This window comes from Crenobacter cavernae, from assembly GCF_003355495.1.
In the GTDB taxonomy this organism is placed as follows: domain Bacteria; phylum Pseudomonadota; class Gammaproteobacteria; order Burkholderiales; family Chromobacteriaceae; genus Crenobacter; species Crenobacter cavernae.
Map to the genome: position 1 here is coordinate 1,148,515 of NZ_CP031337.1, position 23,917 is coordinate 1,172,431.

Genomic DNA, 23,917 nt, shown 5'->3' on the forward strand with positions numbered 1-23,917 from the left:
TAAAAAGAAAATAGAGAAAAACAGGGTGAGCGCAAAAATCGCTGTTCACAGGCCTTCTCGCAAAAGTCGCCCAGACCCTGTGGATAAACCCAGTCCTTTGACGACAGGACAAATTACCCACAAGCGTTCAACCGCCGTGGAACCGGGTTGACACCAGCTTTCAATACGTCACAACAGATTGATTCGTATACATAAAAGACACTTGCCCACAGGCGTTGACCGCCTTCTACTATCTTTATCTTATTAAACAAGAGTAACTAGAATAATGGGCGTATCGATCAGCGCAGTGCTTATCACCAAAAACGCGGCACATAGCTTGAAAGCGTGTCTCGAGAGTTGTCGCTTCGCCGACGAGGTCATACTTGTGGATTCAGGCAGCTCTGACGACACCCTGGCCATAGCCAACGCCTATGGCGCCAAAGTTATCCACCAGGACTGGCTGGGATTCGGTCCGCAGAAGCAGTTCGCCGTCTCTCAAGCGCGCAACGACTGGGTGCTCTGCCTCGACGCCGACGAGTGGCTTTCCGATGCATTAATCAAAGAAATCAAGGATTTGCCTGACAATCCACAGACATCGGCCTACCGTTTTCCCCGTTGCAACAAGTTTATGGGTCGTTTCCTGCGCCACGGCGAGGGCTATCCGGACATGAGCCTGCGTCTCTTCGACCGGCGCCGTGCACGCTGGTCCGACCATCAGGTTCACGAGTACGTGATCGCTGACGGCCCGGTCGGCACGCTCGCGGGCGATCTGATGCACGAGTCGGGCGAAGACGTCAGCGTGTATCTGGCCAAGCAGAACCGTTACACCGACCTGCAGGCCGAAGCGCTGTTCGCGGCGGGCAAGCAGGTCGGCGCGATGAAGCTCATCGCGAGCCCCTTGCTGCGCTTCTTCAAGTTTTACATTGTGCGTCAGGGCTTTAGGGACGGCCTGCCCGGCCTCGTCCACATCGCGATCGGCTGCTTCAACAGCTTCGTCAAATACGCCAAACTGCTGGAAAGACAGCGACTGGAGAAAAAAGCATGAAAGTGATGGTGACCGGCGCCGCCGGATTCATCGGCCGCGCGGTGTGCGAAAAGCTGCTCGAACGCGGGAACGGGTCGGTAATCGGTGTGGATAACCTCAACGACTACTACGCCGTCGAGCTCAAACACGCGCGCCTTGCCACGTTAACGGGCCGTAGCGGCTTTGTTTTCCACAAGCTGGACATCGCCGACAACGACGCGCTCGATGCGCTGTTCGCCGCCGAGAAGCCCGATTACGTCGTGAACCTGGCCGCGCAGGCCGGCGTGCGCTACTCGATCCAGAACCCGCACGCGTACACGCAGAGCAACCTCGTCGGTTTCGCCAACCTGCTCGAAGCCTGTCGCCGCCATGCGGTGAAGCATCTGGTGTTCGCCAGCTCGTCGAGCGTGTACGGCAAGAACGCCAAGGTGCCGTTCTCCGAGGACGACCGCACCGACGCGCCGGTCAGCTACTACGCGGCGACCAAGAAGGCCAACGAGGCGATGGCGGCCAGCTACGCCGAGCTCTACGGCATGACGCTGACCGGCCTGCGCTTCTTCACCGTGTACGGACCCTGGGGTCGGCCCGACATGGCGCCGTGGCTGTTCACCGAGGCGATCAGCGAGGGTCGGCCTATCAAGGTTTTCAACCACGGTTTGTTGCAGCGCGACTTCACCTATATCGACGACATCGTCGAAGGTGTGCTTCGTGTCATGGAATACGTAACAAAAGAACGTAGCAATTTCGAGATTTTCAACATCGGCAACCACCAGCCGGTCGAATTGATGGAATTCATCCGCTGCGTCGAAACGGCGTGCGGCCGCGAGGCGGTGAAGGAATACCTGCCGATGCAGGACGGCGACGTGCCGATCACCTACGCTGACACCGCGCGCTTGCGTGCGGCGGTCGGCTTCTCGCCGGCGACGCCGCTGGCCGACGGCATCGAAGCGTTCGTCAAGTGGTACCGCGGATGGAAGTCGCGCACGTGAGCGTGGCCCTGCGTCGGGCCTGCGGCCAGGCCGACGCCGACGCGGTCGGCGTGTTGCTGCGCGAGCACGGGCCGAATCAGTGGAACTGGCTGCCGGAAGACGGCGTCGCCGCCACGTTGGCCGAGCTCGCGTCGGGCTCGGCCAACGCCGAACTCGCCTTCGACGACAAGCAGCGCCTAGTAGGTGCGCTGGTGTGGCGTTTCGAAGACCGCTATCCGGCGCTGCGCCCGGCAGGGCTTCCGTCCGACCAGGCGGTCTTCGTCGTCGAGGCGGTCGTGCATCGCGACGCGGCCGGCCAGGGCCTGGGCGTGAAGCTGCTTGACGCCGCGATCGACGCCGCTCGCCGGGCCGGCGCGACGTGGCTGGTCGCCGACCGGCACGACGAGAACGCCGCATCGGCCGGCATGATGAGGAAGGCCGGCATGGTCGAAGTCGACAACTACGCCGACCCGGCGCGCCGCCCGGCCGGCAACCGGCGCAGCGCGGTGTGCGCGATCCGCCTGTAGGCCAAGGTTGGCCGAGCGCCTGGGCATCGCATCAGCAAGGGCCAAGAAATGCCGCCATGAAAAAACCCCGCCAGCGCTGGCGGGGTTTTTTGTTTCCGGCGATAAAGCCGCTGCGCTTACAGCGAGCTGCCGGTGTCCGGGCCGTCGCCGTCGGCCAACCTTTTCACCATCATCTTGTCGACGCGCGTCTTGTCCATGTCGAGCACCTCGAAGGCGATCTCTTCCCACTCGAAACGGTCGGCCACCGCCGGCACGCGGCCGAGCTGGAACATCACGAAACCGCCGAGCGTGTGAATGTTGCCGCTGTCCTCGCCCGGCAGGCGGTCCTCGATGTCGAACAGGTCGCGGAACTTGTCGAGCGACATCATGCCGTCGATCAGCCAGCTGCCGTCCTCGCGCTCGACCGCCTCGTTGTCTTCGGTCAGCGCATCGGTCGGCAGGTCGCCGACGATGGTCTCGAGCACGTCGTTCATGGTGACGATGCCCTCGAGCTCGCCGTATTCGTCGACCACCAGCGCGATATGGTTGCGCGTGATCTTGAACTGCTCCATCAGCTGCATCGGCGAGATCGTCGCCGGCACGTAGAGCGCCGGTTTCAACAGGCTGCTCAGCTCGACCGGCCGGCCGCTCAGCGTCTGGTTGAGGATGTCCTTGGCGTGCACCATGCCGAGGATCTGGTCGAGACCGCCCTTGACCACCGGGAAGCGCGTGAACAGGTTGCCCTGCAGCTTGTCGAGGTTGTCCTGCAGCGGGTCTTCGACGTCGAGCGGCACGATGTCCTTGCGCGGCGTCATGATCGAGCCGACCTTGCGCGTGTCGAGGCGGAAGATATTGGCGACCAGCTCCTGCTCGGCGCGCTCGAACACGCCCTCGTCGGCGCCCTGTTCCATCAGCACCTGGATCTCTTCCTCGGTGATCGACGGCTCCTTGCCGCGGCGCGCGCCGATCAGCCGCAGCACGGTGTCGGTCGACACGCTGAGGAGTCTCACCAGCGGCGAAGTCAGCCGCGACAACAGCTGCATCGGGCGCGCCATCGCCGACGCGAGCCGCTCCGGGTTGTGCATCGCGAGCCGCTTGGGCACGAGTTCGCCGAAGATCAGCGAGAAATAGGTGATGGTGACCACCATCACCGCCAGCGACACCGGCTCGGCGTAGGGGGCGGTCAGCGGGAACTGCATCAGCCAGACGGCCAGCTCGCTGGCGATCGCCTCTTGGCCGAACACGCCGGACAGGATGCCGATCGAGGTGATGCCGATCTGGACGGTGGACAGGAAGCGGGTCGGTTCTTCCGACAGTAAGAGCGCGGTTTCGGCGCCGCGGTGGCCGTCTTCGGCCCATTGTTGCAGGCGCACCTTGCGCGCCGAGACGATGGCGAGCTCCGACATGGCGAATACGCCGTTGAGCAGAATCAGGAACAGCAGTATCAGAACGTCCATTGGGGGTGTAGTGATGAAGGGGAAATTCAAGCTTACTGGCAAAGGCCGGATCGCACCACCGCGGGCGGGGTGGGAGGAAAACCGGACGCAAAAAAAGCCGCCTCGATGGCGGCTAGTCAGATACCGAGCTTGGCCGAGCTTTCGCGGCCGTTCAGGCGAAAAGATCGGCCGGCGCTTCGTGCGCCCACTCGATCCCGCCCTTGCCGTGCGCGGCGAGCCATGCGTTGGCCTGCGAGAAATGACGAGCCCCGAAGAAGCCGCGCCGCGCCGACAGCGGCGACGGGTGGGCGCTCGCGAGGATCAGGTGGCGCGCCTCGTCGATGCGCTCGGCCTTGGTCTGCGCCCAGTTGCCCCACAACAGGAACACGCAGCCGGGGTTGGCGTGGTTGACGGTGTCGATCAGCGCGTCGGTCACCGCCTGCCAGCCGAGCTTGCCGTGGCTGCCGGCGGCGTCGGCGCGCACCGTCAGCACGCTGTTGAGCAAGAGCACGCCCTGGCGCGACAAGTAGCTGAGGTCGCCGTGGCCGGGGAAGGCGGCGTCGACGTCGGTCGCGAGTTCCTTGTAGATGTTGCGTAAGCTGGGCGGCACGCGCGTTTCGCGCGTGACCGAGAACGACAGCCCCATCGCCTCGCCTTCGCCGTGGTACGGATCCTGGCCGAGGATGACGACCTTCACGTCCTCGGGCGCGCAGTCCTCGAGCGCGCGGAAGATCGCGCGCCGCGGCGGGTAGATGATCTCGCCGGCGTCGTGGCGGCGCGCGAGTTCGGCGTCGAGCCGCGCCAGCGGCTCGGCCAAGGTCGGCGACGCCAGCACGGCACGCCAGCCGGGGTGGACGCGGTCCAGATCGAAGTAATTCATTGAGATGCGCTCGCAAAAAACGGCCCGTTCGGGCCGTTGGCGTCAAAACCCGACGGGATCAGTAGTGCGCCATCGTCGGGTCGACGTCCGAGGCCCACGCCTCGACGCCGCCCTTGAGGCTGATCACCTCGTCGAAGCCGGCGTTCTTCAGATACAGGCCGACCTGATAGCTGCGCACGCCATGGTGGCAGATGGTGACGATGGGGGCATCGTCCGGCAGCTCGGCCATGCGGCCCGGGATCAGGTTCATCGGGATGTGGACGATGCCCGGCAGGCTCGCGCGGGCCACTTCCCAGCCTTCGCGCACGTCGAGCAGCACCGGCTGCACGCGCGTGTCGTCCGCCAGCCAGGCGGCGAGTTCTTTGGCGCCGATTTCGCGGATCATGATCTTCGCCTAGTTCAGAAGCGGAACGCCGACGGCGCCAGCGCACAGGCCTTGGCCAAGCGCGGCACGACGGTGTCGAACGACACGGTCTCGCCGAACGCGGTTTCGCTGTCTCGGGTGACGACGATCGCGCGCATCACCGGCTCGTCGCCGACGACCACCGCCAAGCGACCGCCGATGGCGAGCTGCTGTTTCAGCGCCTCGGGCACCACCGGCAGCGAACCGCCGACCAGGATCGCGTCGAACGGCGCCTTGCCCGGCACCCCTTCGATGCCGTTGCCGTCCAGCACGGTCGCGTTGTCGACGCCGGCCTTACGCAGGTTGGCCTCGGCGCGCGCCTTCTGCGCCGGGTCGATCTCGACGCTGACGACTTCGCGGCCGAGCGTGGCCAACAGCGCAGTCACGTAGCCCGAGCCGGTGCCGACTTCGAGGATGCGGTCGGTCGGTCTGATGTCGAGGTCCTGCACCAGGCGGGCTTCCACCTTGGGTTCGAGCATCAGCGTGCCGTTCGGCAGCGGCAGCTGCACGTCGACGAAGGCGATGTCGCGCTGTTCCGGCTGCACGAAGTCTTCGCGCTTCACGGCAAACAGCAGGTCAAGAATCTTGATGTCGAGCACGTCCCAAGGGCGGATCTGCTGCTCGACCATATTGAAGCGGGCTTTTTCGAAATCCATCGAATCGGACTCCACGAGGCTTTTAAAGACAATAACTTGCGATTATTGCACATTTGGCTTACCTTCACAGCACTCTGAGGCAAGGTGCGGACCCGCGCCGCCTTAAGAGCGCTAGGGGTCCTGCCGGCAATCGTGCCGCGCGGGTGAGAAACACCCTCCGAACCTGACCCGGATAATACCGGCGTAGGGAAGCGAACCTGCCGCCACCCCGAGCGGCACCCGTCCCGCCAGCGGACGCGGCCGAAGTTCCTCCTTGCGCCCTGTGAAGCCCAAGGAGACACGCCAATGAACGCGCCGACCAATCTGAATACCGAAATGGTGGTGGACAGCGCCGCCATCCAGCCGCTGCCCAATTCCCGCAAGATCTACGTACAAGGCTCGCGCCCCGACCTCCGCGTGCCGATGCGCGAAATCTCGCAGGCCGACACCCCGACCCAGTTCGGCGGCGAGCAGAACCCGCCGATCTACGTCTACGACTGCAGCGGCCCGTATACCGACCCGGCCGCCAAGATCGACGTGCGCGACGGCCTGCCGGCGATCCGCGCCGCGTGGATCGAGGAGCGCAACGACACCGAACTGCTCGACGGCCTTTCCTCCGAGTACGGCCGCGCGCGCGAAGCCGACGAAAAGCTCGACCACCTGCGCTTCAACCTGACGCGCAAGCCGCGCCGCGCCAAGCCGGGCTGTAACGTCTCGCAGATGCACTACGCACGTCAGGGCATCATCACGCCGGAGATGGAATACATCGCCATCCGCGAGAACATGAACCGCGCGGCCTACATCGAGAGCGTGAAGGCGGCCGGCGGCAAGAACGAGCGCCTGCTCGAGCTGATGATCCGCCAGCACCCGGGCGAGAACTACGGCGCCGGCATGGTCGACACCATCACCGCGGAATTCGTGCGCCAGGAAGTCGCCAGCGGCCGCGCCATCATCCCGAACAACATCAACCACCCGGAATCGGAGCCGATGATCATCGGCCGCAACTTCCTGGTGAAGATCAACGGCAACATCGGCAACTCGGCGGTGACCTCGTCGATCAGCGAAGAAGTCGACAAGATGACCTGGGGCATCCGCTGGGGCGCCGACACCATCATGGACCTGTCGACCGGCAAGAACATCCACGAGACGCGTGAATGGATCCTGCGCAACTCGCCGGTGCCGATCGGCACCGTGCCGATCTACCAGGCGCTCGAGAAGGTCAACGGCAAGGCCGAAGACCTGACCTGGGAGATCTTCAAGGACACGCTGATCGAACAGGCCGAACAGGGCGTCGACTACTTCACCATCCACGCCGGCGTCTTGCTGCGCTACGTGCCGATGACCGCCAACCGGATGACCGGCATCGTCAGCCGCGGCGGCTCGATCATGGCCAAGTGGTGCCTGGCGCATCACCAGGAAAACTTCCTCTACACCCACTTCGAAGACATCTGCGAAATCATGAAGGCGTACGACGTGGCGTTCTCGCTCGGCGACGGCCTGCGCCCGGGTTCGGTGTGGGACGCCAACGACGCCGCGCAGCTCGGCGAACTGAAGACGCTGGGCGAGCTGACGCAGATCGCCTGGAAGCACGACGTGCAGGTGATGATCGAAGGCCCGGGCCACGTGCCGATGCAGCTGATCAAGGAGAACATGGACAAGGAACTGGAGTGGTGCCACGAGGCGCCGTTCTACACCCTCGGCCCGCTGACCACCGACATCGCCCCCGGCTACGACCACATCACCAGCGCGATCGGCGCCGCGCAGATCGGCTGGTACGGCACCGCGATGCTGTGCTACGTGACCCCGAAGGAGCACCTCGGCCTGCCGAACAAGGACGACGTGAAGGAAGGCATCATCACCTACAAGCTGGCCGCGCACGCCGCCGACCTCGCCAAGGGCCACCCGGGCGCGCAGATCCGCGACAACGCGCTCAGTAAGGCCCGCTTCGAGTTCCGCTGGGAAGACCAGTTCAACCTCGGCCTCGACCCGGACCGCGCGCGCTCGTTCCACGACGAGACGCTGCCGAAGGACTCGGCCAAGGTGGCGCACTTCTGCTCGATGTGCGGCCCGCACTTCTGCTCGATGAAGATCACCCAGGACGTGCGCGAATTCGCCGCCGCGCAGGGCGTGTCCGAGCAGGACGCGCTCGCGAAGGGCATGGAAGTGAAGTCGATCGAGTTCGTCAAGGGCGGCGCCAAGCTGTACGACAAGATCTGATTCGGTTTTGCTTTGAACCGAGAAACGGCAGCCTGCGGGCTGCCGTTTTTTATGCGTTTATGCCGGGTAACGGAGGCTATAGTGCTTGAAGTACATACTGGCCGGCAGTTTTAGGCAGGCATTGGTGAGGCAGCGACACCAGAGGAGAGGAGGCAAACATGGGCAAGTATCGAACCCCGAAGGCCAGCCTGGACATCTCTCGGCGAATCTTCCTGCACAGGAGTGCAGTGATGCTCGGCGGCGTGCTTCTGGCCGGCCCTGCTCTTGCCGCCAAGCTAGGCTGCCGGCCCACGGCGTCCGACATCCTCGGTCCGTTCTATCGCTTCGGCGCGCCATTTCGCGCCCGGCTGGCAGGCCCCGACGAGCTCGGCGACAGGCTTGTTCTGACCGGCACGGTGTTCGGTTCGGACTGCCGTACCCCGCTGCCGGGGGCATTGATCGAGGTGTGGCAAGCGAATCACGCCGGCCTCTATGACACCAACAAGCCCGGCAACTTCACCGAGGTGACTAGCTTCCACTTGCGGGGGATGCTGTATACCAATGAAAAGGGGCAATACGAGGTCGAGACAATCATGCCGGGCCGATACCCGGTCCCGCCCAATCTCCCGGGGCTCGAGAAATACGCGGGGCTGACGCGGCCCGCGCATATTCACATGCGGGTCATGGAGTCGCTGCACATTCCGCTTACGATGCAGCTCTATTTCAAGGGCGACCCCTTCATCGCCAACGATCCCTGGGCCGGTAAAAAGCCATCGTTGGCTATCGATTTAAAACAGGATGGCAAGCTACGCCGCGGTGTTTTCGACGTCGTGCTCGCCAGGGGCTTATAGACGATTGCGGCGTTAGCCTCGAGCAAGCCTCGGGATGAAAAACGGCAGCCGCGCGGCTGCCTTTTTCATGGCCGTCAGAGCCCGGCCCGGTCCAGCGGGCTCAACACGCCCAGCCCGCCGCGATTGAGCACATGGGTGTAGATCATCGTGGTGCTCACGTCCTTGTGCCCCAGCAGCGCCTGCACCGTACGGATGTCCTGCCCGCCCTCCAACAGGTGCGTCGCGAAGCTGTGGCGCAGCGTGTGGGGCGTCGCCGGCTTGCTCAGGCCGACCGCCCTGACCGCCCGCTTCATCGCGCGCTGCACCTGCTGGTCCTCGATATGATGACGGCGCACCACGCCGCTGCGCGGGTCGCGCGACAGGCCTGGGGCCGGAAACACGTACTGCCACATCCAGCTGCATGCCGCCGCCGGGTATTTGCGCGCCAGCGCATCCGGCAGCCAGACTTCGCCGCCACCCACCGCCAGGTCCGACTCGTGCAGCGCGTGCGCCCTCTCCAGTTGCGCGCGTAGCGGTGTGACCAGGCTGCGCGGCAGCACCGTGACCCTATCCTTCGCCCCCTTGCCGTCGCGCACCAGGATCTCGCCGCGCTCCAGGTCGATATCCTTGACGCGCAGCCGGCACCCCTCCAGCAGCCGCATCCCCGAGCCGTACAGCAGCCGCAACACCAGTCCAGGCACCCCGTCCGCCACCCGCAGCAGCGCCTGCACCTCGGTCATGCTCAGCACCACCGGCAGACGCTTGGGCTTTTTCGCCCGCGTCACGTCGGTGAGCCAAGGCAACTCGACCCCCAGCACCTCGCGATACAGGAACAACAGCGCCGACAGCGCCACGTTCTGCGTCGACGCCGACACCTGACCGTCGACCGCCAGATGGGTCAGGAAGCGCTCGACCTCCGGTCCACCCATGTCAATGGGATGCCGCTTGTCATGAAAATGGATAAAGCGTTTAATCCAGTGAACGTAAGCCTCCTCGGTGCGCAGGCTGTAGTGCTTCACCCGCAGTCGGCCACGCACCCGATCGAGCAGGCGAGGAGGCTGGGCGGAGGGATTTGTCATCGTGGGCTGCCGGGCTGGACATGACAAAATCAATATAGAACAGATAGATAGCACCATCACCCCCGGTTTAGGCCTCACTTTGTTACCGGTTTAGGGATCACATCGTTACGGGCTTAGGCCTCGGTGGTGAAGGTTAATTAATAGTTAGGGTTCAAAAGCATTGGAACGTAAAGGTTGGCCGAGCCTTTTCCATCGTCTTGTATTTGTCGATTCGTGGCTCGGCCAACGTTTGGGTTTCAGCGGTTTGGGGTGTTGTGCTTCGGCCAACCTTTTTGGGTTGCCGCAAGGTTCGGCGGTTTCAGCTAGCGGTTGCGGTGCCCGGCGGCCTGGGCCGTTCAGTGAGTTCGGCCACTTCAGCGGTCGGCGGCAAGGTTTCCGGCCGGGGCTTCGGCCAAAGCGGGCTGGGCCAGTGCCAGGTTTGCACTGGTTTTTCCCTAACAGTTCATTCAACCGGACCGGCTTACCTGCGGCTTCGCCACAGGTAAGCCGTCCGGTTACTTCAGGCGTTAGGGGTCAAAGGCACTAAAGCGTAAAGGTTGGCCGAGCTTTTTCCATCGTCTGGAATTTGCGGGTTTCCGGCCTCGGCCAACGTTTGGGTCGCAGTGGCTTGGGCTTTAGCTCTTCGGCCAACGTTTTTGGGTTTCCGCCAGCTTCGGCGGTTTCAGCGGGCTGTTGCGGTGCTCGGCGGCTCGGGCCGTTCGGCGGGATCGGCCACTTCAGGGGGCGGCGGCAAGGTTTCCGGCCGAGGCGGGTTGGGTCAGCGCGAAGTTTGCACTGGTTTTGCCCTAACAGTTCATTCAACCGGACCGGCTTACCTGCGGCTTCGCCACAGCTAAGCCGTCCGGTTACTTCAGGCGTTAGGGTTCAAAAGCATTGGAACGTAAAGGTTGGCCGAGGCTTTTACATCGTCTGGCGTTTGGCGGTTCGTGGCTCGGCCAACGTTTGGATTTCAGCGGTTTGGGGTGCGGTGCTTCGGCCAACGTTTTTTGGTTTCCGCCAGCTTCGGCGGTTTCAGCGGGCTGTTGCGGTGCCCGGCGGCGCGGGCCGTTCGGCGGGTTCGGCCACTTCAGCGGCCGGCAGTTTGGTTTCCGGCCGGGAGTTCGGCCAAGGCGGGGCGGGCTAGCGTAATTTTACCGGTTTGGCCCTAACAGTTCATTCAACCGGACCGGCTTACCTGCGGCTTCGCCACAGCTAAGCCGTCCGGTTACTTCAGGCGTTAGGGTTCAAAAGCATTGGGACGTAAAGGTTGGCCGAGCCTTTTACATCGTCTGGCGTTTGGCGGTTTGTGGCACGGCCAACGTTTGGGTTTCGGCGGTTCGGGCTTTGGCTCTTCGGCCAACCTTTTTGGGTTTTCGCCAGGTTCGGCGGCTTCAGCGTACTGTTGCGGTGCTCAGTGGATCGGGCCGTTTGGCGGGTTCGGCCACTTCAGCGGTCGGCTGTTTGGTTTCCGGCCGGGAGTTCGGCCAAAGCGGGTTGGGCCAGCGCAAGGTTTACCGGTTTGGCCCTAACAGTTTACTCAACCCGGACCGGCTTACCTGCGGCTTCGCCACAGGTAAGCCGTCCGGTTAGTTCAGGCGTTATATGCAAGATAATAGGAGAGTGTGGTGAAAAAAGTTTTGTCTGTAGTGTTATTTACAGCCGCTCTGACAGGTTGTGCAACTTCCCCTCCTGCAAGCCCAATAACTTCATTAAAAATAAATCTACCAGACACCAATAAATGGTCTCAAATCACCAGTAAATCGACAACTAATCAATATATTCGCGAATGGGTTCCGGAAGGACTCAATGGCGATGATACTAAATGGATAATTGTAGAGCAAAAATTTGCTCTCGGTTCTTCTGTTTCAGCAGAGAAATACATTAAAGGCTCATTTGCGTTGGCCAAGAGTGCATGTTCTGATGTTGCTTATAATGGGCCAGAGAAAATTGATGTGAAGGGGCATGAGACTTATGTAGGTAGGTTTATGTGCGCACAACAAAACGGAAAGAGTTATGGGGCATTTACAGATCAGCGTGTTGTGACACAGGAAAACGAAGTGTACGTTATTACGAGTGAGCTACGCATCCCAAGCGCCCCAAAGGCTGGCATTTTATCTTTTAAAAAAGATCAACTTAATGAAATGCTTGCATTTATGAGGAGGCAGGGAGTGTCCGCGAAGTTCGTGCGGAATTCTGTGGAGATTTGCACTGCTGGCTCTACTGATTGTAAGTAACCGCATATAACAACTCACTCAACCGGACCAGCCTACCAGCGGCTTCGCCACCGGCAGGCCGTCCGGTTAGTTAAGACGTTAGGCGCCACAAATGATGCCCTGCCGATTCATCAACAAGAGCGGCACCGTCGGTCAGGTGGATCTCGACGCTGTCGTGGACGTAGCGCGTGGTCCGAGCGGCCGAAAGCCAGCTTGGGAGGCGCTCGTCATCTATGACCCGAAGACCGACCTACTTATCGAGCTTCGTGACAGCCCAGTAGATTGCGCGCACGGCACGCCTGACGAAGCTGAGGAAGTTGAGCGTGAGTACGTTCAAAAGCATTTTGGGCTGTCTGAGGCCGATCTGAATGAGCTCAGGCAGCACCCGAAGCGTTGGAGGCTCGATGTCAATCGAAAAAGTGGTGCCTAACAAACGGTTCAAGCCGATGCTCACGCCTCCGCTGCGCTCCGGCGTGAGCGCGGCTTAACCTGGGCGTTAGGGGTCAAAGGCACTAAAGCGTAAAGGTTGGCCGAGCTTTTTCCATCGTCTGGAATTTGCGGGTTTCCGGCCTCGGCCAACGTTTGGGTTTCGGCGGCTCGGGTTTTCGCTCTTCGGCCAACCTTTTTGGTTTCAGCCGTTCGGGTTTGGGCGCTTCGGCCAACCTGTTTGGGTTTCCGCCGGGTTCGGCGGTTTCAGCTGGCTGTTGCAGTGCCCGGCGGCTCGGGCCGTTCGGCGGGTTCGGCCACTTCAGCGGCCGGCGGTTCGGTTTCCGGCCGGGACTTCGGCCAAGGCGGGCTGGGCCAGTGCCAGGTTTGCACTGGTTTTTCCCTAACAGTTCATTCAACCGGACCGGCTTACCTGCGGCTTCGCCACAGCTAAGCCGTCCGGTTACTTCAGGCGTTAGACGTACTCACAAAAGGGATAAATGTATGAATTTTAAAAAAGTTAGCTTGGTGGCTGTAATTGCGGCTGCAGCTTTTTCGTCTGGTTGTGCATCTTATCGTACAAGCTCAAATGTTGATTCTAAATCTATTGTTGCTAATAAATCGGATGAAAAAGTCATCATTTCAGAAGGTCAGCTGCCTGATAAAAAATACAAGGAAATTGGACCAATTGAAGTTAGTATTAAAAAATTGACTGTTTTTCATAAAGACCCAACAAAAGAGCAAGCCAATGAAGCTCTATCCGAAAAAGCAAAAGAAGTCGGTGCAAATGCTGTAATTAATGTTACCTACAAAAGTGGCATTGGCTTCACAACGTGGGGATATATGGATGCCAAGGGTACTGGGGTAAAATTTACTAATTAAAGTGAAAGTCTAACATTTCACTCAACCGGACCGGCTTACCTGCGGCTTCGCCACAGGTAAGCCGTCCGGTTAGTTCAGGCGTTAGGGTTCAAAAGCATTGGAACGTAAAGGTTGGCCGAGCCTTTTACATCGTCTGGTGTTTGGCGGGCCGCTGGCTCGGCCAACGTTTGGGTTTCAGCGGTTCGGGTTTTTGCTCTTCGGCCAACGTTTTTAGGCTTCCGCAACGTGGGGCGTTTTAGCCTTTCTGTTGCGGTGTTTCGCGGCTCGGGCCGTTCGGCGGGTTCGGCCACTTCAGTGGTTTTAGGCTTTGTTGTGGGCTGGAGCGTCGGTGAAGGCGGGCAACTGCTCGGGTTTCACCGGTTTAGCCCTAACAACGCATTCAAGTCGCCGCTTCGCGGCTGGGACGGGCAAAAGCGTACCGCTTTCGCCCGCCCCTTAATTAAGGCGTTAGGGTTCAAAAGCACTGGAACGTAAAGGTTGGCCGAGCCTTTTCCATCGTCTGGGATTGGGCGGTTTCCGGCCTCGGCCAACGTTTGGGTTTCGGCGGCTCGGGTTTTCGCTCTTCGGCCAACCTTTTTGGTTTCAGCCGTTCGGGTTTGGGCGCTTCGGCCAACCTGTTTGGGTTTCCGCCGGGTTCGGCGGTTTCAGCGGGCTGTTGCAGTGCCCGGCGGCGCAGGCCGTTCGGCGGGTTCGGCCACTTCAGGGGGCGGCGGCAAGGTTTCCGGCCGAGGCTCCGGCCAAGGCGGGTTGGGTCAGCGCCAGGTTTGCACTGGTTTTGCCCTAACAGTTCATTCAACCGGACCGGCTTACCTGCGGCTTCGCCGCCGGCAAGCCGTCCGGTTACATCAGGCATTAGGCATTACATCCACGGAATACGCAGATGCCAGATCTCAATAAAAAACAGTCTCATGGCCGAATTGGGGAGGCCGCCGTTACTGCCAAGTGTTGGATGAATGGTGTTCCGGCACACAATACAAATGGTCTGAGAGCAAACTTCGCTGGCAGTGACATTATCATCGATACCGAAGATCCACGTAAAAAACTTCTGATTCAAGTTAAGACTGGATATTCCCCGGCAAAGGGCCAAATCTACTTAACACAAGCCTCCGGTGATAAGGACCTCACGGAAGATAAGTTTAAGGCTGACTTTGTTGTATTCGTAAACATCGACAAAAAAATAGGCGAGTCACACAACCATCGTGGCACACTCGATTTCGAACATTTTTCATACTATGTAGTGCCCGAGAATGAGGCAAACCGAGTCTTCCGAGATGCAGTAAAACGGGACTATGACCGCCCTCTGGTCAAACGAGAGGGACGGCGCAGCCTTTCAAATATGGCTGTAAATGTTGCGCCAGAGATACTCAGTAAATATCGAGACGCATGGCATCTACTACGGGGCGAACCGCTCGAGAACGCCTAAAAACATTAAGCGGAAAATTGGCTTATTGAGCCTAACATTTCCATCAACAGGGACTGGTCAACCAGTGGCTCTGCCACTGGCTGTCCAGCCCGTTATGTCAGGCGTTAGGGTTCAAAAGCATTGGAACGTAAAGGTTGGCCGAGCCTTTTCCATCGTCTTGTATTTGTCGATTCGTGGCTCGGCCAACGTTTTGGTTTCAGCGGTTCGGGTTTTTGCTCTTCGGCCAACCTTTTTGGGTTTCCGCCAGGTTCGGCGGTTTCCCCTGGCTGTTGCGGTGCCCGGCGGCTCGGGCCATTCGGTAAGTTCGGCCACTTCAGCGGCTGGCTGTTTGGTTTCAGGCTAGGGCTTCGGTCAAAGCGGGGCGGGTCAGCGCGAAGTTTGCACTGGTTTTGCCCTAACAGTTCATTCAACCGGACCGGCTTACCTGCGGCTTCGCCACAGCTAAGCCGTCCGGTTACTTCAGGCGTTAGGTGTGTCATGGATATTGTGGAAGTCCGTAAACAGTTGGCTCAACAGGAGGCTATCGTTAGCGGTGTGCTGAACCGTTACGTGGACAAACACGGGTGCCCGTGTGATTGGCTGCAATTCGAGTACTGGGTGAGCAAACCTCAAGGCCCTGGGTGGCAAGACAACATCCAGAACGATCTTGTTAAGAGTGCGATTAAGCTGCCTTGCTTTTATCGGCCACCATCCAGACCTCCTGAATATGGCCCAGATTCAAGCATGACTTGCTCTAAATGCGCTAGAGAGTGGCGCTATTCTTCCGAGGAGTGGCGGATGCTTGCCTACCACGAGTACCTTGTTCCCGCTAAGCCTTCAGTTACTGCTACCATGTTTGGCGAGGCCATCGACGCAAACTTCTTCGCAACAGTTGGCTTTGAACCAAAAAATGTCCGGTCTTTGAGCTTGGCTGAGTGGGCGGAATTTATGCTTGGGGAGCCTTATGTGCCAACATCAAATGTCTCAAGCGTGTCTATGAAAGGCCACGAATCGCAATCGTTAATCAAGCGAGTAATTGCGTGGTTCAAGGTGCGCACCTAACATTGCGTTGAAGGCGCGCCCTTCGGGCGCTGGGACCTGCTGAAGCAGGCCCCTTAACTCAGGCATTAGGCCTCCAAGGAGAATTCGTGGTCTCTTCTAGCGGAATGCTTGTGTTCGCTGGTGCTGCTTTGATTATGGCGCTCACACCCGGTCCCAACATGGTCTATCTGATCTCCCGCTCGCTTTGTCAGGGCAAACGCGCGGGCGTCACTTCATGGCTCGGTGTCGTACTGGGCTTCACCGTTCACATGTGCTCAGCCACCATCGGCCTCACCGCCCTGTTTATGGCCGTACCTCTCGCGTATGAGCTTCTCAAGTTTGCTGGTGCCCTCTACCTTCTCTGGTTGGCTTGGCAGGCGCTCAGGCCTGGTGCGCGCTCTCCATTCGAGCCATGCCCGATGCCTGACGAATCGCCCCGAAAGCTTTTCGTCATGGGGCTCCTCACAAGCATCCTCAATCCCAAGGTTGCTATCTTCTACCTGTCGGTTCTTCCACAGTTCATCTCGCCCGAGACTGGTTCGGTCTTGGTGCAAAGCCTCACGTTCGGCACTACACAGGTTCTCATCGGCTCGACCGTCAACCTGTTGGTTACTTTGTCGGCCGCTCGCATTGCACTATGGTTCTCTCAGAATCCAATGTGGCTTTCAGTTCAACGCTACTTCATGGGCTTCGTCCTTGGAGCGCTCGCAGTGCGTCTGCTCTTGGAGCCGCGCCGTGGGGTCTAACTCTTCCATCGAGCGGGCTCACAGCCTAACAATTCATTCAAGTCGCCGCTTCGCGGCTGGGACGGGCAAAAGCGTACCGCTTTCGCCCGCCCCTTAATTTAGGCGTTAGGCCGAGTTTCTGTCACATCGAGGTCGAAAGGAGAACCAACCATGCCGAAGTTCATGAGCAGTCACACGATGCCTGCCGGAGCGCTCCAGCGCGAGCAGGTCGACCAACTGGCCCAGGCCGCACAGAATGACCCGACGGTGCAGCCATACCGGAGCTTCCTCAACCTGTCCGAAGGCAAAATCTTCTGCATCATGGAAGCCCCCGACAAGCAGGCTTTGGCCGCCTGGTTCCAGAAGATGAAGATGCCTTGTGACTACATCACGCCCGTGGAACTGGAAGGCGAGCGCGGTGTGGTCAAGGAGGCATAAGCACAGGAATCACTCATGGGCAGGAGTTTGGCCTAACAAAGCGTTGCAGCAGACGGGGCCGGCATGCTGGCTTTCCGAGGTATGAAGGTCTCGCCGGCCGGCCCCCCTGCTGAACTTTACCGTTAGGGTTCAAAAGCATCGGAACGTAAAGGTTGACCGAGCCTTTTCCATCGTCTGGTGTTTGACGGCCGCTGGCTCGGCCAACGTTTGGGTTTCGGCGGCTTGGGCTTTGGTTCTTCGGCCAACCTTTTGGAGTTTCCGCCAGCTTCGGCGGTTTCAGCGGGCTGTTGCAGTGCCCGGCGGCGCGGGCCGTTCGGCGGGTTCGGCCACTTCAGCGGTCGGCTATTTGGTTTCAGGCCGGGACTTCGGTCAAGGCGGGGCGGGTCAGCGCAAGGTTTGCCGGTTTGGCCCTAACATTTCGTTCAAGACGCCCCTTCGGGGCTGGGACGGGCAAAAGCGTACCGCTTTCGCCCGCCCCTTAACTCAGACTACAAGGGCTTCCCCATCGTTTTCAATAACGATGTGGACGGTTTGCTTCCATTGCAGCAAGACCACAGCGCGAGGCGAGAAGGTGAAGGACTGCCAGACTACAACCGGTCATGTTGGGCGACTCGCCCGGACCCTGATGAAAGACGCGCGTGGGGGCCTCATTCGTTAGCCGGAATTGAACGCCATCCCCTTGAGTTAACCAGGCACTCCCCGCGCGGGTCCAACCCGCTTCACATCAACGCTGCGACGTCCTGCACAGAACACGATTCACGGCATGGTGTTGCCCTTTTGCTGCAGACGGGTTTCCAGGCTGGCGGCGAGACTCAGGCTGGTGCCAGCCGGAAGTCATCACCAAACTTCAAGACCGCCCAGACCCGCCGGGCATTCTTGGCGGCAATCGCCACCACCGCTTTCCAGTAGCCACGTCGTTCCTGCAGACTTCTGGCCCAATGGCTGGAGCGGTCCTGCTTGTCCCCCAAACCCGCCAGCACCGCTCGGGCGCCCATCACCAGCAGGCCTCGCAGATAGGCATCGCCGGCCTTGGTGATGCGTCCGAGCCGGACCTTGCCACCGCTGCTGTACTGACCGGGTGTCAGCCCCAGCCAGGCGGCAAGCTGGCGGCCATTGTCGAACTCATGCCCGACGCCCAGCGTGGCCAGCAGCGCACTGGCGGTGGTGGGGCCGATGCCCGGCAGCTGCATCAGGCGTTTGCTGCGTTCATCTTGTCGGGCCGCGTCCGCAATCGCGCGGTCGTACTCGGCGATGCGCTCGTCCAGCCGGTCGGCGTGCGCCAGCAGGTCGCCGATGCAGCGGTTGGCCCAGCCGGGCAGGTCTTCGAGGTGGGCGCCGATGTGGTGGCGCAGGCGTTCGACCTTCTGCGGCAGCACGATGCCGAACTCGGCGATCAGGCCGCGGATGCGGTTGTAGAGGGCGGTGCGCTCGGTCACAAACCCCTGGCGGGTGCGGTGCAGGCAGAGCATGGCTTGCTGATGCGCATCCTTGACCGGCACGAAGCGCATGGCGGGGCGGCTGACCGCTTCGCAGATCGCGGCGGCGTCGGCCGCATCGTTCTTGCCGCGTTTGCCGGACATACGGTAGGGGGCGACGAACTTGGGCGCCATCAGCCTGACGGTGTGGCCGTACGCCCGAAACAGCCGGGCCCAGTGATGGGCGCCGGAGCAGGCTTCCATGCCGATCAGGCAGGGCGGGAGCTGGGCGATGATCGGTAGCAGTTGATCACGGGTGATTTTCGGTCTGACCAAGGTGGCGTGGCCGGCGGCATCGACGCCATGCAAAGCGAATACATTCTGGGCGAGATCGATCCCCTAAAGTGATAATGGACATGGACTTCCCCTCCTGTGGTGTTGATGCAGCGTGGAAACTCCAGCATGGCAGCTGATGCTGCCAGCGGCTTCCGCCGCAGCCTTGGGACGGGGAAGTCCCTTTCATTCGTTAGGCAGCGTCTTGTTTTAAGGCTCGGCCAACGTCACGGCTCCCGGTTCGTGGCCGGCCTGCAAGCTTGGCCGAGGGCTTTGCGCCCGTTCGCCCTACAATGCCTTATCAGGGCGTGAAGGCGACGGTTCGAGGAGGTCCACCATGAAGCGATTGCCGGTAGGACGGACACGGCCAGGAAGCGGCCTGAGCCGTCGCCAGATGCTCAACCTTACCGGGTCGGCGTTGGTCCTGACGCTGACGGGTTGCCGCCCCGAGCGGGCCGGCGCCGACAAAACGGCAGCCGCGCCGGCGCTGCCTTCCTGCGTGGCGAGGCCGCAGCAGACCGAGGGACCTTATTTCGCGGACGAGCGGCTCGAGCGTTCCGACCTCCGCTCCGACCCGGCGGACGGCTCGGTGCGCGAGGGGGTGCTCCTGAACCTGGCGTTCCGCGTCTCGACGGTGGGAGATACGGCCTGCATCCCGCTGGCCGGCGCGATGGTCGATGTCTGGCAATGCGACGCGCTGGGGGTGTATTCGGATGTGAAGGACTTCGGCGGGCAGTTCGATACGAGGGGGAAAAAATTCCTGCGCGGCTACCAGTTGACCGACGACGACGGCGTCGCCCGCTTCATCACCGTCTACCCGGGCTGGTATCCGGGCAGGACCGTGCACATCCACTTCAAGATTCGCAGCGCGCAGGCGGCCCGGCCGGCTTACGAGTTCACCTCGCAGCTTTATTTCGACGACGCCGTCACCGACCGGGTGCACGCGTCGGCGCCTTATGCCGGCAAGGGGCGCCGTACGGTCAGGAACGACGGGGACGGCATTTTCCGCGGCGGCGGCGAGCGGTTGATGCTCGAACTCGTCAAGGACGGCCAGGGCTACGCGGGCGTTTTCGACATCGGGCTGCGGATCGCCTGAGCCGATGCGGCGCTGCCCGCGCGGCCTGAAAACAGGAGAAAACCATGCGCTTCGGCTACACCATCGTCTACGTCCCGGACGTGGCGGCTTCGCTCGCGTTCTTCGAGTCGGCCTTCGGCTTCCCGCGGCGCTTCCTTCACGAATCGGGCGTGTACGGCGAACTGGAAACCGGGGAGACGACGCTCGCCTTCGCCGCGCACGAGCTCGGCCGCGCCAATCTGCCGGCCGGCCACGTCGCCGCCAGCGAGTCGGCGCTGCCGCTGGGGATGGAGGTCGCGTTTGTCACGCCCACCGTCGAAGCGGCCCACAGGCGCGCCCTCGACGCCGGCGCCACCGAGCTTGCCGCACCCGTCGCCAAGCCTTGGGGCCAGGTGGTCTCGTACCTGCGTTGCCCGGACGGCACGCTGGTCGAATTGTGCACCCCGGTGAAAGCCTAGGCGGGACCCGAACCTTGCCGGCCGGCTTCTGCCTATACTCCGAGCAAGATCCTCGCTCAGGAGAATGTCATGCCCAACTATCCGGTCGAAGCCATCCGCACGGTCGCCCTGGTCGGGCACGGCGACGGCGGCAAGACGACGTTGGCCGAGGCGCTGCTGTTCAAGAGCGGCGCGATCGGCGCGCAGGGGTCGCTGGAACGCGGCGACACGGTGTGCGACTTCGATCCCTTGGAGCGCGAATACCGCCACTCCCTCTCCTCGGCGCTGGCCCATTTCCAACATGGCGGCGCCGAGATCCGTTTGATCGACACCCCGGGCTTTCACGACTTCGTCGGCCAGGCGCTGGCGGCGCTGTCGGCGGTGGAGACGGCGCTGGTGGTGGTCAACGCGCAGAACGGCATCGAGCTGTCCACAAGGCGGATGATGGACTGGGCGGCCGAGCGCAATCTGTGCCGCATGATCGTCGTCAACAAGATCGACGCCGAGCGCGTCGACCTGCCGGGTCTGGTCGCGCAGCTGCGCGAGGCGTTCGGCAAGGAGGTGCTGCCGATCAACCTGCCGGCTGACGGCGCGCGCCGCGTGGTCGACTGCTTTTTCAACCCGGCCGGCGAGGCCGATTTTTCTTCGGTCGCCGACGCGCACCAGGCCTTGATCGACCAGGTGGTCGAGGTCGACGAGGCGCTGATGGCGCGCTACCTGGAGCAGGGCGAGGTCACGCCCGAGGAGTTGCACGCGCCCTTGGAGCGCGCCCTGAGGGAGGGGCATTTGATCCCGCTGTGCTTCGTGTCGGCGCGTACCGGCGCCGGCGTGCCCGAGCTGCTCGACGTGCTCGCCAGGCTCGCGCCGAACCCGGCCGAGGGCAACCCGCCGCTGTTTTACAAGAAGGGCGACGGCGACGCGGCGCTTGCGTTCCGGTCGGTGCCCGACCCGGCGCGCCACGTGCTCGCGCATGTGTTCAAGGTGGTGATCGACCCCTTCGTCGGCAAGCTCGGCATCTTCCGCGTGCACCAGGGCACGGTCACGCGCGATTCTTTGCTCTTCGTCGGCGACGGCAAGAAGCCGTTCAAGGTCGGCCACCTGCTCAAGCTGCAGGGCAAGCGCTACGACGAGGTCGACGCGCTGATCCCCGGCGACTTCGGCGCGGTCGCCAAGGTCGACGAGATCGAGTTCGACGCGGTGCTGCACGACTCGCACGACGAAGACCACATCTTCCTCAAGCCGCTCGCCTTCCCGACGCCGATGCAGGGGCTCGCGATCGAGGCGAAGCGCCACGGCGACGAGCAGCGCATCGCCGAGGTGCTGCACCGGCTGCCGGCCGAGGACCCGTGCGTGCGCGTCGAGCAGCACGCGGTCACGCACGAGACGGTGCTGCGCGGCATGGGCGAATTGCACCTGCGCTACCTGTTGGACCGCATGGCGGGGAGTTACAAGCTCGAGGTCTCGACGCGCCCGCCGCGCGTGCCCTACCGCGAAACGATCACCCAACCCGCCGCCGGCCACAACCGCCACAAGAAGCAGACCGGCGGCGCCGGCCAGTTCGGCGAGGTGTTCCTGCGCATCGAGCCGCAGCAACGCGGCGCCGGCTTCGCCTTCGTCGACGAGGTGAAGGGCGGCGTGATCCCCGGCCAGTTCATCGCGTCGGTCGAGAAGGGCGTGCGCTCGGTGCTGGCGGCCGGGCCGGTGGCCGGCTGCCCGGTCGAGGACATCAAGGTGACGGTCTACGACGGCAAGAGCCACTCGGTCGACTCGAAGGACGTCGCCTTCCAGGCGGCCGGCCGCAAGGCAATGCTCGAGGCGATGCGCGCGGCGAACCCGATCGTGCTCGAACCGGTCGTCGCGATCGAGATCACCGCGCCCGAGATGAAATTGGGCGACCTGACCGCCGACCTGACCGGCCGGCGCGGCCAGGTGACCGGCACTGAGACCTTGTCGCAGTCCATGGTGCTGATCCGCGGCCAGGTGCCGCTGGCCGAGCTCGAGGGCTACGCCGGCCGGCTCAAGTCGATCACCGCCGGCCAGGGCGCGTACGCGCTGGTGTTGAGCCACTACGACGCGGTGCCGCAGGACGTGCAGCAGCGGCTGTCGGCGGGGTACAAGGTCGAGCAGGAGGAGGATTGAGGTTGGCCGAGGCTCGGCCAAGCTTGTCGTGATAAACGGCCGCGTTCGCGCGGCCTTTTGCTTGGCTTATCCGCTGGCGGCGCGAGGCTCGGCCAACGTTCAGACATGAAGCGACCTGTCGCGGGCGCGGCGCAGGTTTTTCGAACCGCGTCGGGCCGCGCCAACACGCATTGTGCGCCGTCCCGCCTTTGCGCCAGACTGCCGGTTTCCCCGTCGCCAGCGCCACATCATGCCCATCCGTCACCCGCTCCTCGCCGACCTGCCGGCGGTGTTCGCCGTCGAGCAGGCGGTGTTCGGCAGCCACGTCTACCCCGACTTCTTCTTCCGCCAGGCGTTCGACCTGTGGCGCGGGCTGTTCCTCGTCGCCGACGGCGGCGACGGCGAACTCGACGGCTACATCGTCGGCGCGACGAGCGAGGAGGCCGGCGTGCTGTGGATCGTGTCGCTGGCGGTGCGCGAACGCTGCCGCGGCCAGGGCGTCGGCCGCGCCTTGAGCGCGGCGCTGATCGCCGCGATGCGCGCGCGCGGCGCGACGGCGGTGCAACTGACCGTCGACCCGGGCAACGCCGGCGCGGTCGCGCTGTACAAGACGCTCGGTTTCGAGGCGGTCGGCGAGGAGGCCGACTATTTCGGCGAAGGCGAGCCGCGGCTCGTGATGCGGCTGGCGCTAGGCGGCTGAGGGCGTATCGGCCGTTCTTGGTTATCGCTTAATGACGCATGATTTTTCTCTTGAGTAGGGCGCAATGAGCAAAGCGAATTGCACCGCCTAATAAGCCCATACAGAGAACCCTCATGCCGGATTACCGCCGCCTCTGGCATCCCGGTGGGACCTATTTCTTCACCGTCAATTTGCTGTGCCGCCACGACAACGACCTGCTCGTCCGCCATATCGACGTGTTGCGGCAGGCGGTGCGCGACGTCCGCCAACGCCATCCCTTTCATATCCATGGTTGGGTGGTGCTGCCGGACCACTTGCATTGCGTGATCGAACTGCCTGCCGGCGACAGCGATTTCGCCACCCGCTGGTTTCTCATCAAGGCCGGCTTTTCCCGGATGATGCCCCGGGGAGAAGGGCGGTCGGCGTCACGCCGGCGGCGCGGCGAGCGCGGTATCTGGCAACGCCGCTACTGGGAACACCTGATCCGCGACGAGGCGGATTACCGCGCCCACCTCGATTACGCCCATATCAACCCGGTGAAACATGGCCTGGTGTCGCGCGTGGCCGATTGGCCGTACTCGACGTTTCACCACTGGGTGGAGCGGGGCGTGTATCCAGTGGATTGGGGCGGTGGCTTGGAAGGGCGGGTGGATGGCGAGGATTGATCGGATGGTGCAATGCGGCTGCGCCTTATTGCCACCCTACTTGCTTCCTTCGGTGCAATGCGCTGCGCTTATTGCACCCTACTCTCTGCACCCTACGTATCCAACTAAGCCACTGATCCCGCTATACTTCCGCGCTTTGTTCCATCCCGCACG

Annotated in this window: 22 protein-coding genes, 1 pseudogene and 1 riboswitch; of the genes and pseudogenes, 17 read left to right on the plus strand and 6 right to left on the minus strand. The window is 62.0% G+C overall.

All coding sequences use genetic code 11. The features are described 5' to 3' along the window. Positions 1–265: 265 nt before the first annotated feature. From DWG20_RS05625 to DWG20_RS05635, 3 genes are read left to right on the plus strand one after another with little or no spacing between them, the layout of a single operon-like run. Positions 266–1,024 (plus strand): glycosyltransferase family 2 protein, encoded by a 759-nt coding sequence (locus DWG20_RS05625; RefSeq protein ID WP_115432888.1) that lies wholly within the window; start codon positions 266–268, stop codon positions 1,022–1,024. Beyond that, positions 1,021–1,992 (plus strand): NAD-dependent epimerase/dehydratase family protein, encoded by a 972-nt coding sequence (locus DWG20_RS05630; RefSeq protein WP_115432889.1) that lies wholly within the window; start codon positions 1,021–1,023, stop codon positions 1,990–1,992. Before DWG20_RS05625 ends, DWG20_RS05630 begins: the two co-directional genes overlap by 4 nt. Next, on the plus strand, positions 1,989–2,498 hold the full coding sequence (locus DWG20_RS05635; protein ID WP_245944779.1) for a GNAT family N-acetyltransferase: 510 nt from the start codon (positions 1,989–1,991) through the stop codon (positions 2,496–2,498). The genes DWG20_RS05630 and DWG20_RS05635 overlap by 4 nt, the downstream gene beginning before the upstream one ends. Before the next feature lie 116 nt (positions 2,499–2,614). On the opposite strand, the gene DWG20_RS05640 is transcribed toward DWG20_RS05635, so the two are convergent. From DWG20_RS05640 to DWG20_RS05655, 4 genes are all read right to left on the minus strand, one after another. Continuing rightward, on the minus strand, positions 2,615–3,934 hold the full coding sequence (locus DWG20_RS05640; protein WP_115432891.1) for a hemolysin family protein: 1,320 nt from the start codon (positions 3,932–3,934) through the stop codon (positions 2,615–2,617). Between the two features lie 151 nt (positions 3,935–4,085). Continuing rightward, positions 4,086–4,793, minus strand: coding sequence for a uracil-DNA glycosylase (gene ung, locus DWG20_RS05645; protein ID WP_115432892.1), 708 nt, complete (start codon positions 4,791–4,793; stop codon positions 4,086–4,088). A gap of 58 nt (positions 4,794–4,851) precedes the next feature. Next, a complete protein-coding gene (locus tag DWG20_RS05650; protein ID WP_115432893.1) occupies positions 4,852–5,178 on the minus strand; it encodes a rhodanese-like domain-containing protein in 327 nt (108 codons plus the stop codon). Between the two features lie 14 nt (positions 5,179–5,192). Next, complete coding sequence (locus tag DWG20_RS05655; RefSeq protein WP_115432894.1) at positions 5,193–5,852, minus strand: protein-L-isoaspartate O-methyltransferase family protein; 660 nt, start codon at positions 5,850–5,852, stop codon at positions 5,193–5,195. Between the two features lie 103 nt (positions 5,853–5,955). After that, positions 5,956–6,059: riboswitch (TPP riboswitch) on the plus strand. A 78-nt stretch (positions 6,060–6,137) separates the two neighbouring features. On the opposite strand from DWG20_RS05655, the gene thiC reads away from it, so the two are divergent. Next, positions 6,138–8,048 carry a phosphomethylpyrimidine synthase ThiC gene (gene thiC / locus DWG20_RS05660; RefSeq protein WP_115432895.1) on the plus strand — a complete coding sequence of 637 codons (1,911 nt, stop codon included), beginning with the start codon at positions 6,138–6,140 and terminating at the stop codon, positions 8,046–8,048. Positions 8,049–8,206: 158 nt separating this feature from the next. After that, positions 8,207–8,878: a dioxygenase family protein gene (locus tag DWG20_RS05665; protein WP_115432896.1), complete on the plus strand. Its 672-nt coding sequence runs from the start codon at positions 8,207–8,209 to the stop codon at positions 8,876–8,878. 74 nt (positions 8,879–8,952) lie between these two features. On the opposite strand, the gene DWG20_RS05670 is transcribed toward DWG20_RS05665, so the two are convergent. Then, the gene (locus DWG20_RS05670; protein WP_115432897.1) at positions 8,953–9,936 is read right to left on the minus strand and encodes an integron integrase; all 984 of its coding nucleotides are present in this window, start codon (positions 9,934–9,936) and stop codon (positions 8,953–8,955) included. A gap of 1,604 nt (positions 9,937–11,540) precedes the next feature. Between DWG20_RS05670 and DWG20_RS15910 the strand changes: the two genes are divergently transcribed. The 7 genes from DWG20_RS15910 to DWG20_RS05700 all read left to right on the plus strand — a co-directional run bounded on the left by DWG20_RS15910 (position 11,541) and on the right by DWG20_RS05700 (position 17,042). Further along, entirely contained in the window at positions 11,541–12,149 is a 609-nt protein-coding gene (locus DWG20_RS15910) for a hypothetical protein (RefSeq protein ID WP_147289919.1), read from the plus strand. Between the two features lie 91 nt (positions 12,150–12,240). Continuing rightward, on the plus strand, positions 12,241–12,558 hold the full coding sequence (locus DWG20_RS15915; protein WP_147289920.1) for a hypothetical protein: 318 nt from the start codon (positions 12,241–12,243) through the stop codon (positions 12,556–12,558). A gap of 500 nt (positions 12,559–13,058) precedes the next feature. Then, complete coding sequence (locus tag DWG20_RS05680; protein WP_115432899.1) at positions 13,059–13,436, plus strand: heavy metal-binding domain-containing protein; 378 nt, start codon at positions 13,059–13,061, stop codon at positions 13,434–13,436. Positions 13,437–14,316: 880 nt separating this feature from the next. Next, positions 14,317–14,859, plus strand: a complete 543-nt coding sequence (locus tag DWG20_RS05685; RefSeq protein ID WP_115432900.1) for a hypothetical protein — start codon at positions 14,317–14,319, stop codon at positions 14,857–14,859. 777 nt (positions 14,860–15,636) lie between these two features. After that, a complete protein-coding gene (locus tag DWG20_RS05690; RefSeq protein ID WP_115432901.1) occupies positions 15,637–15,900 on the plus strand; it encodes a hypothetical protein in 264 nt (87 codons plus the stop codon). 86 nt (positions 15,901–15,986) lie between these two features. After that, the gene (locus DWG20_RS05695; RefSeq protein ID WP_220272020.1) at positions 15,987–16,625 is read left to right on the plus strand and encodes a LysE family translocator; all 639 of its coding nucleotides are present in this window, start codon (positions 15,987–15,989) and stop codon (positions 16,623–16,625) included. A 150-nt stretch (positions 16,626–16,775) separates the two neighbouring features. Further along, a complete protein-coding gene (locus tag DWG20_RS05700) occupies positions 16,776–17,042 on the plus strand; it encodes a nickel-binding protein (protein WP_115432903.1) in 267 nt (88 codons plus the stop codon). An 812-nt stretch (positions 17,043–17,854) separates the two neighbouring features. Here the strand turns inward: DWG20_RS05700 and DWG20_RS05705 are convergent. Further along, positions 17,855–18,875: pseudogene (locus tag DWG20_RS05705) on the minus strand (IS110 family RNA-guided transposase). 252 nt (positions 18,876–19,127) lie between these two features. Here DWG20_RS05705 and DWG20_RS05710 point away from each other — a divergent pair. The 5 genes from DWG20_RS05710 (at position 19,128) to DWG20_RS05730 (ending at position 23,764) form a co-directional block, all read left to right on the plus strand. Continuing rightward, entirely contained in the window at positions 19,128–19,886 is a 759-nt protein-coding gene (locus DWG20_RS05710; RefSeq protein WP_115432905.1) for an intradiol ring-cleavage dioxygenase, read from the plus strand. Positions 19,887–19,930: 44 nt separating this feature from the next. Then, complete coding sequence (locus DWG20_RS05715; protein ID WP_115432906.1) at positions 19,931–20,323, plus strand: VOC family protein; 393 nt, start codon at positions 19,931–19,933, stop codon at positions 20,321–20,323. Between the two features lie 69 nt (positions 20,324–20,392). After that, positions 20,393–22,441 (plus strand): elongation factor G, encoded by a 2,049-nt coding sequence (fusA, locus tag DWG20_RS05720; protein ID WP_115432907.1) that lies wholly within the window; start codon positions 20,393–20,395, stop codon positions 22,439–22,441. 229 nt (positions 22,442–22,670) lie between these two features. After that, positions 22,671–23,120 (plus strand): GNAT family N-acetyltransferase, encoded by a 450-nt coding sequence (locus tag DWG20_RS05725; protein ID WP_115432908.1) that lies wholly within the window; start codon positions 22,671–22,673, stop codon positions 23,118–23,120. A gap of 113 nt (positions 23,121–23,233) precedes the next feature. Then, complete coding sequence (locus DWG20_RS05730) at positions 23,234–23,764, plus strand: REP-associated tyrosine transposase (RefSeq protein ID WP_115432909.1); 531 nt, start codon at positions 23,234–23,236, stop codon at positions 23,762–23,764. The last annotated feature ends 153 nt before the right edge of the window (positions 23,765–23,917 follow it).

Bases quoted from the DNA above. Each gene is read 5' to 3' on its own strand.
- DWG20_RS15915 (WP_147289920.1), top strand. From the start codon at position 12,241: ATGATGCCCTGCCGATTCATCAACAAGAGCGGCACCGTCGGTCAGGTG.
- DWG20_RS05640 (WP_115432891.1), bottom strand. From the start codon at position 3,934: ATGGACGTTCTGATACTGCTGTTCCTGATTCTGCTCAACGGCGTATTC.
- DWG20_RS05650 (WP_115432893.1), bottom strand. From the start codon at position 5,178: ATGATCCGCGAAATCGGCGCCAAAGAACTCGCCGCCTGGCTGGCGGAC.
- thiC (WP_115432895.1), top strand. From the start codon at position 6,138: ATGAACGCGCCGACCAATCTGAATACCGAAATGGTGGTGGACAGCGCC.
- DWG20_RS05625 (WP_115432888.1), top strand. From the start codon at position 266: ATGGGCGTATCGATCAGCGCAGTGCTTATCACCAAAAACGCGGCACAT.
- ung (WP_115432892.1), bottom strand. From the start codon at position 4,793: ATGAATTACTTCGATCTGGACCGCGTCCACCCCGGCTGGCGTGCCGTG.
- DWG20_RS05630 (WP_115432889.1), top strand. From the start codon at position 1,021: ATGAAAGTGATGGTGACCGGCGCCGCCGGATTCATCGGCCGCGCGGTG.
- DWG20_RS05685 (WP_115432900.1), top strand. From the start codon at position 14,317: ATGCCAGATCTCAATAAAAAACAGTCTCATGGCCGAATTGGGGAGGCC.
- DWG20_RS05665 (WP_115432896.1), top strand. From the start codon at position 8,207: ATGGGCAAGTATCGAACCCCGAAGGCCAGCCTGGACATCTCTCGGCGA.
- DWG20_RS05715 (WP_115432906.1), top strand. From the start codon at position 19,931: ATGCGCTTCGGCTACACCATCGTCTACGTCCCGGACGTGGCGGCTTCG.
- fusA (WP_115432907.1), top strand. From the start codon at position 20,393: ATGCCCAACTATCCGGTCGAAGCCATCCGCACGGTCGCCCTGGTCGGG.
- DWG20_RS05670 (WP_115432897.1), bottom strand. From the start codon at position 9,936: ATGACAAATCCCTCCGCCCAGCCTCCTCGCCTGCTCGATCGGGTGCGT.
- DWG20_RS05690 (WP_115432901.1), top strand. From the start codon at position 15,637: ATGCTTGCCTACCACGAGTACCTTGTTCCCGCTAAGCCTTCAGTTACT.
- DWG20_RS05680 (WP_115432899.1), top strand. From the start codon at position 13,059: ATGAATTTTAAAAAAGTTAGCTTGGTGGCTGTAATTGCGGCTGCAGCT.
- DWG20_RS05730 (WP_115432909.1), top strand. From the start codon at position 23,234: ATGCCGGATTACCGCCGCCTCTGGCATCCCGGTGGGACCTATTTCTTC.
- DWG20_RS05700 (WP_115432903.1), top strand. From the start codon at position 16,776: ATGCCGAAGTTCATGAGCAGTCACACGATGCCTGCCGGAGCGCTCCAG.
- DWG20_RS05655 (WP_115432894.1), bottom strand. From the start codon at position 5,852: ATGGATTTCGAAAAAGCCCGCTTCAATATGGTCGAGCAGCAGATCCGC.
- DWG20_RS05725 (WP_115432908.1), top strand. From the start codon at position 22,671: ATGCCCATCCGTCACCCGCTCCTCGCCGACCTGCCGGCGGTGTTCGCC.
- DWG20_RS05710 (WP_115432905.1), top strand. From the start codon at position 19,128: ATGAAGCGATTGCCGGTAGGACGGACACGGCCAGGAAGCGGCCTGAGC.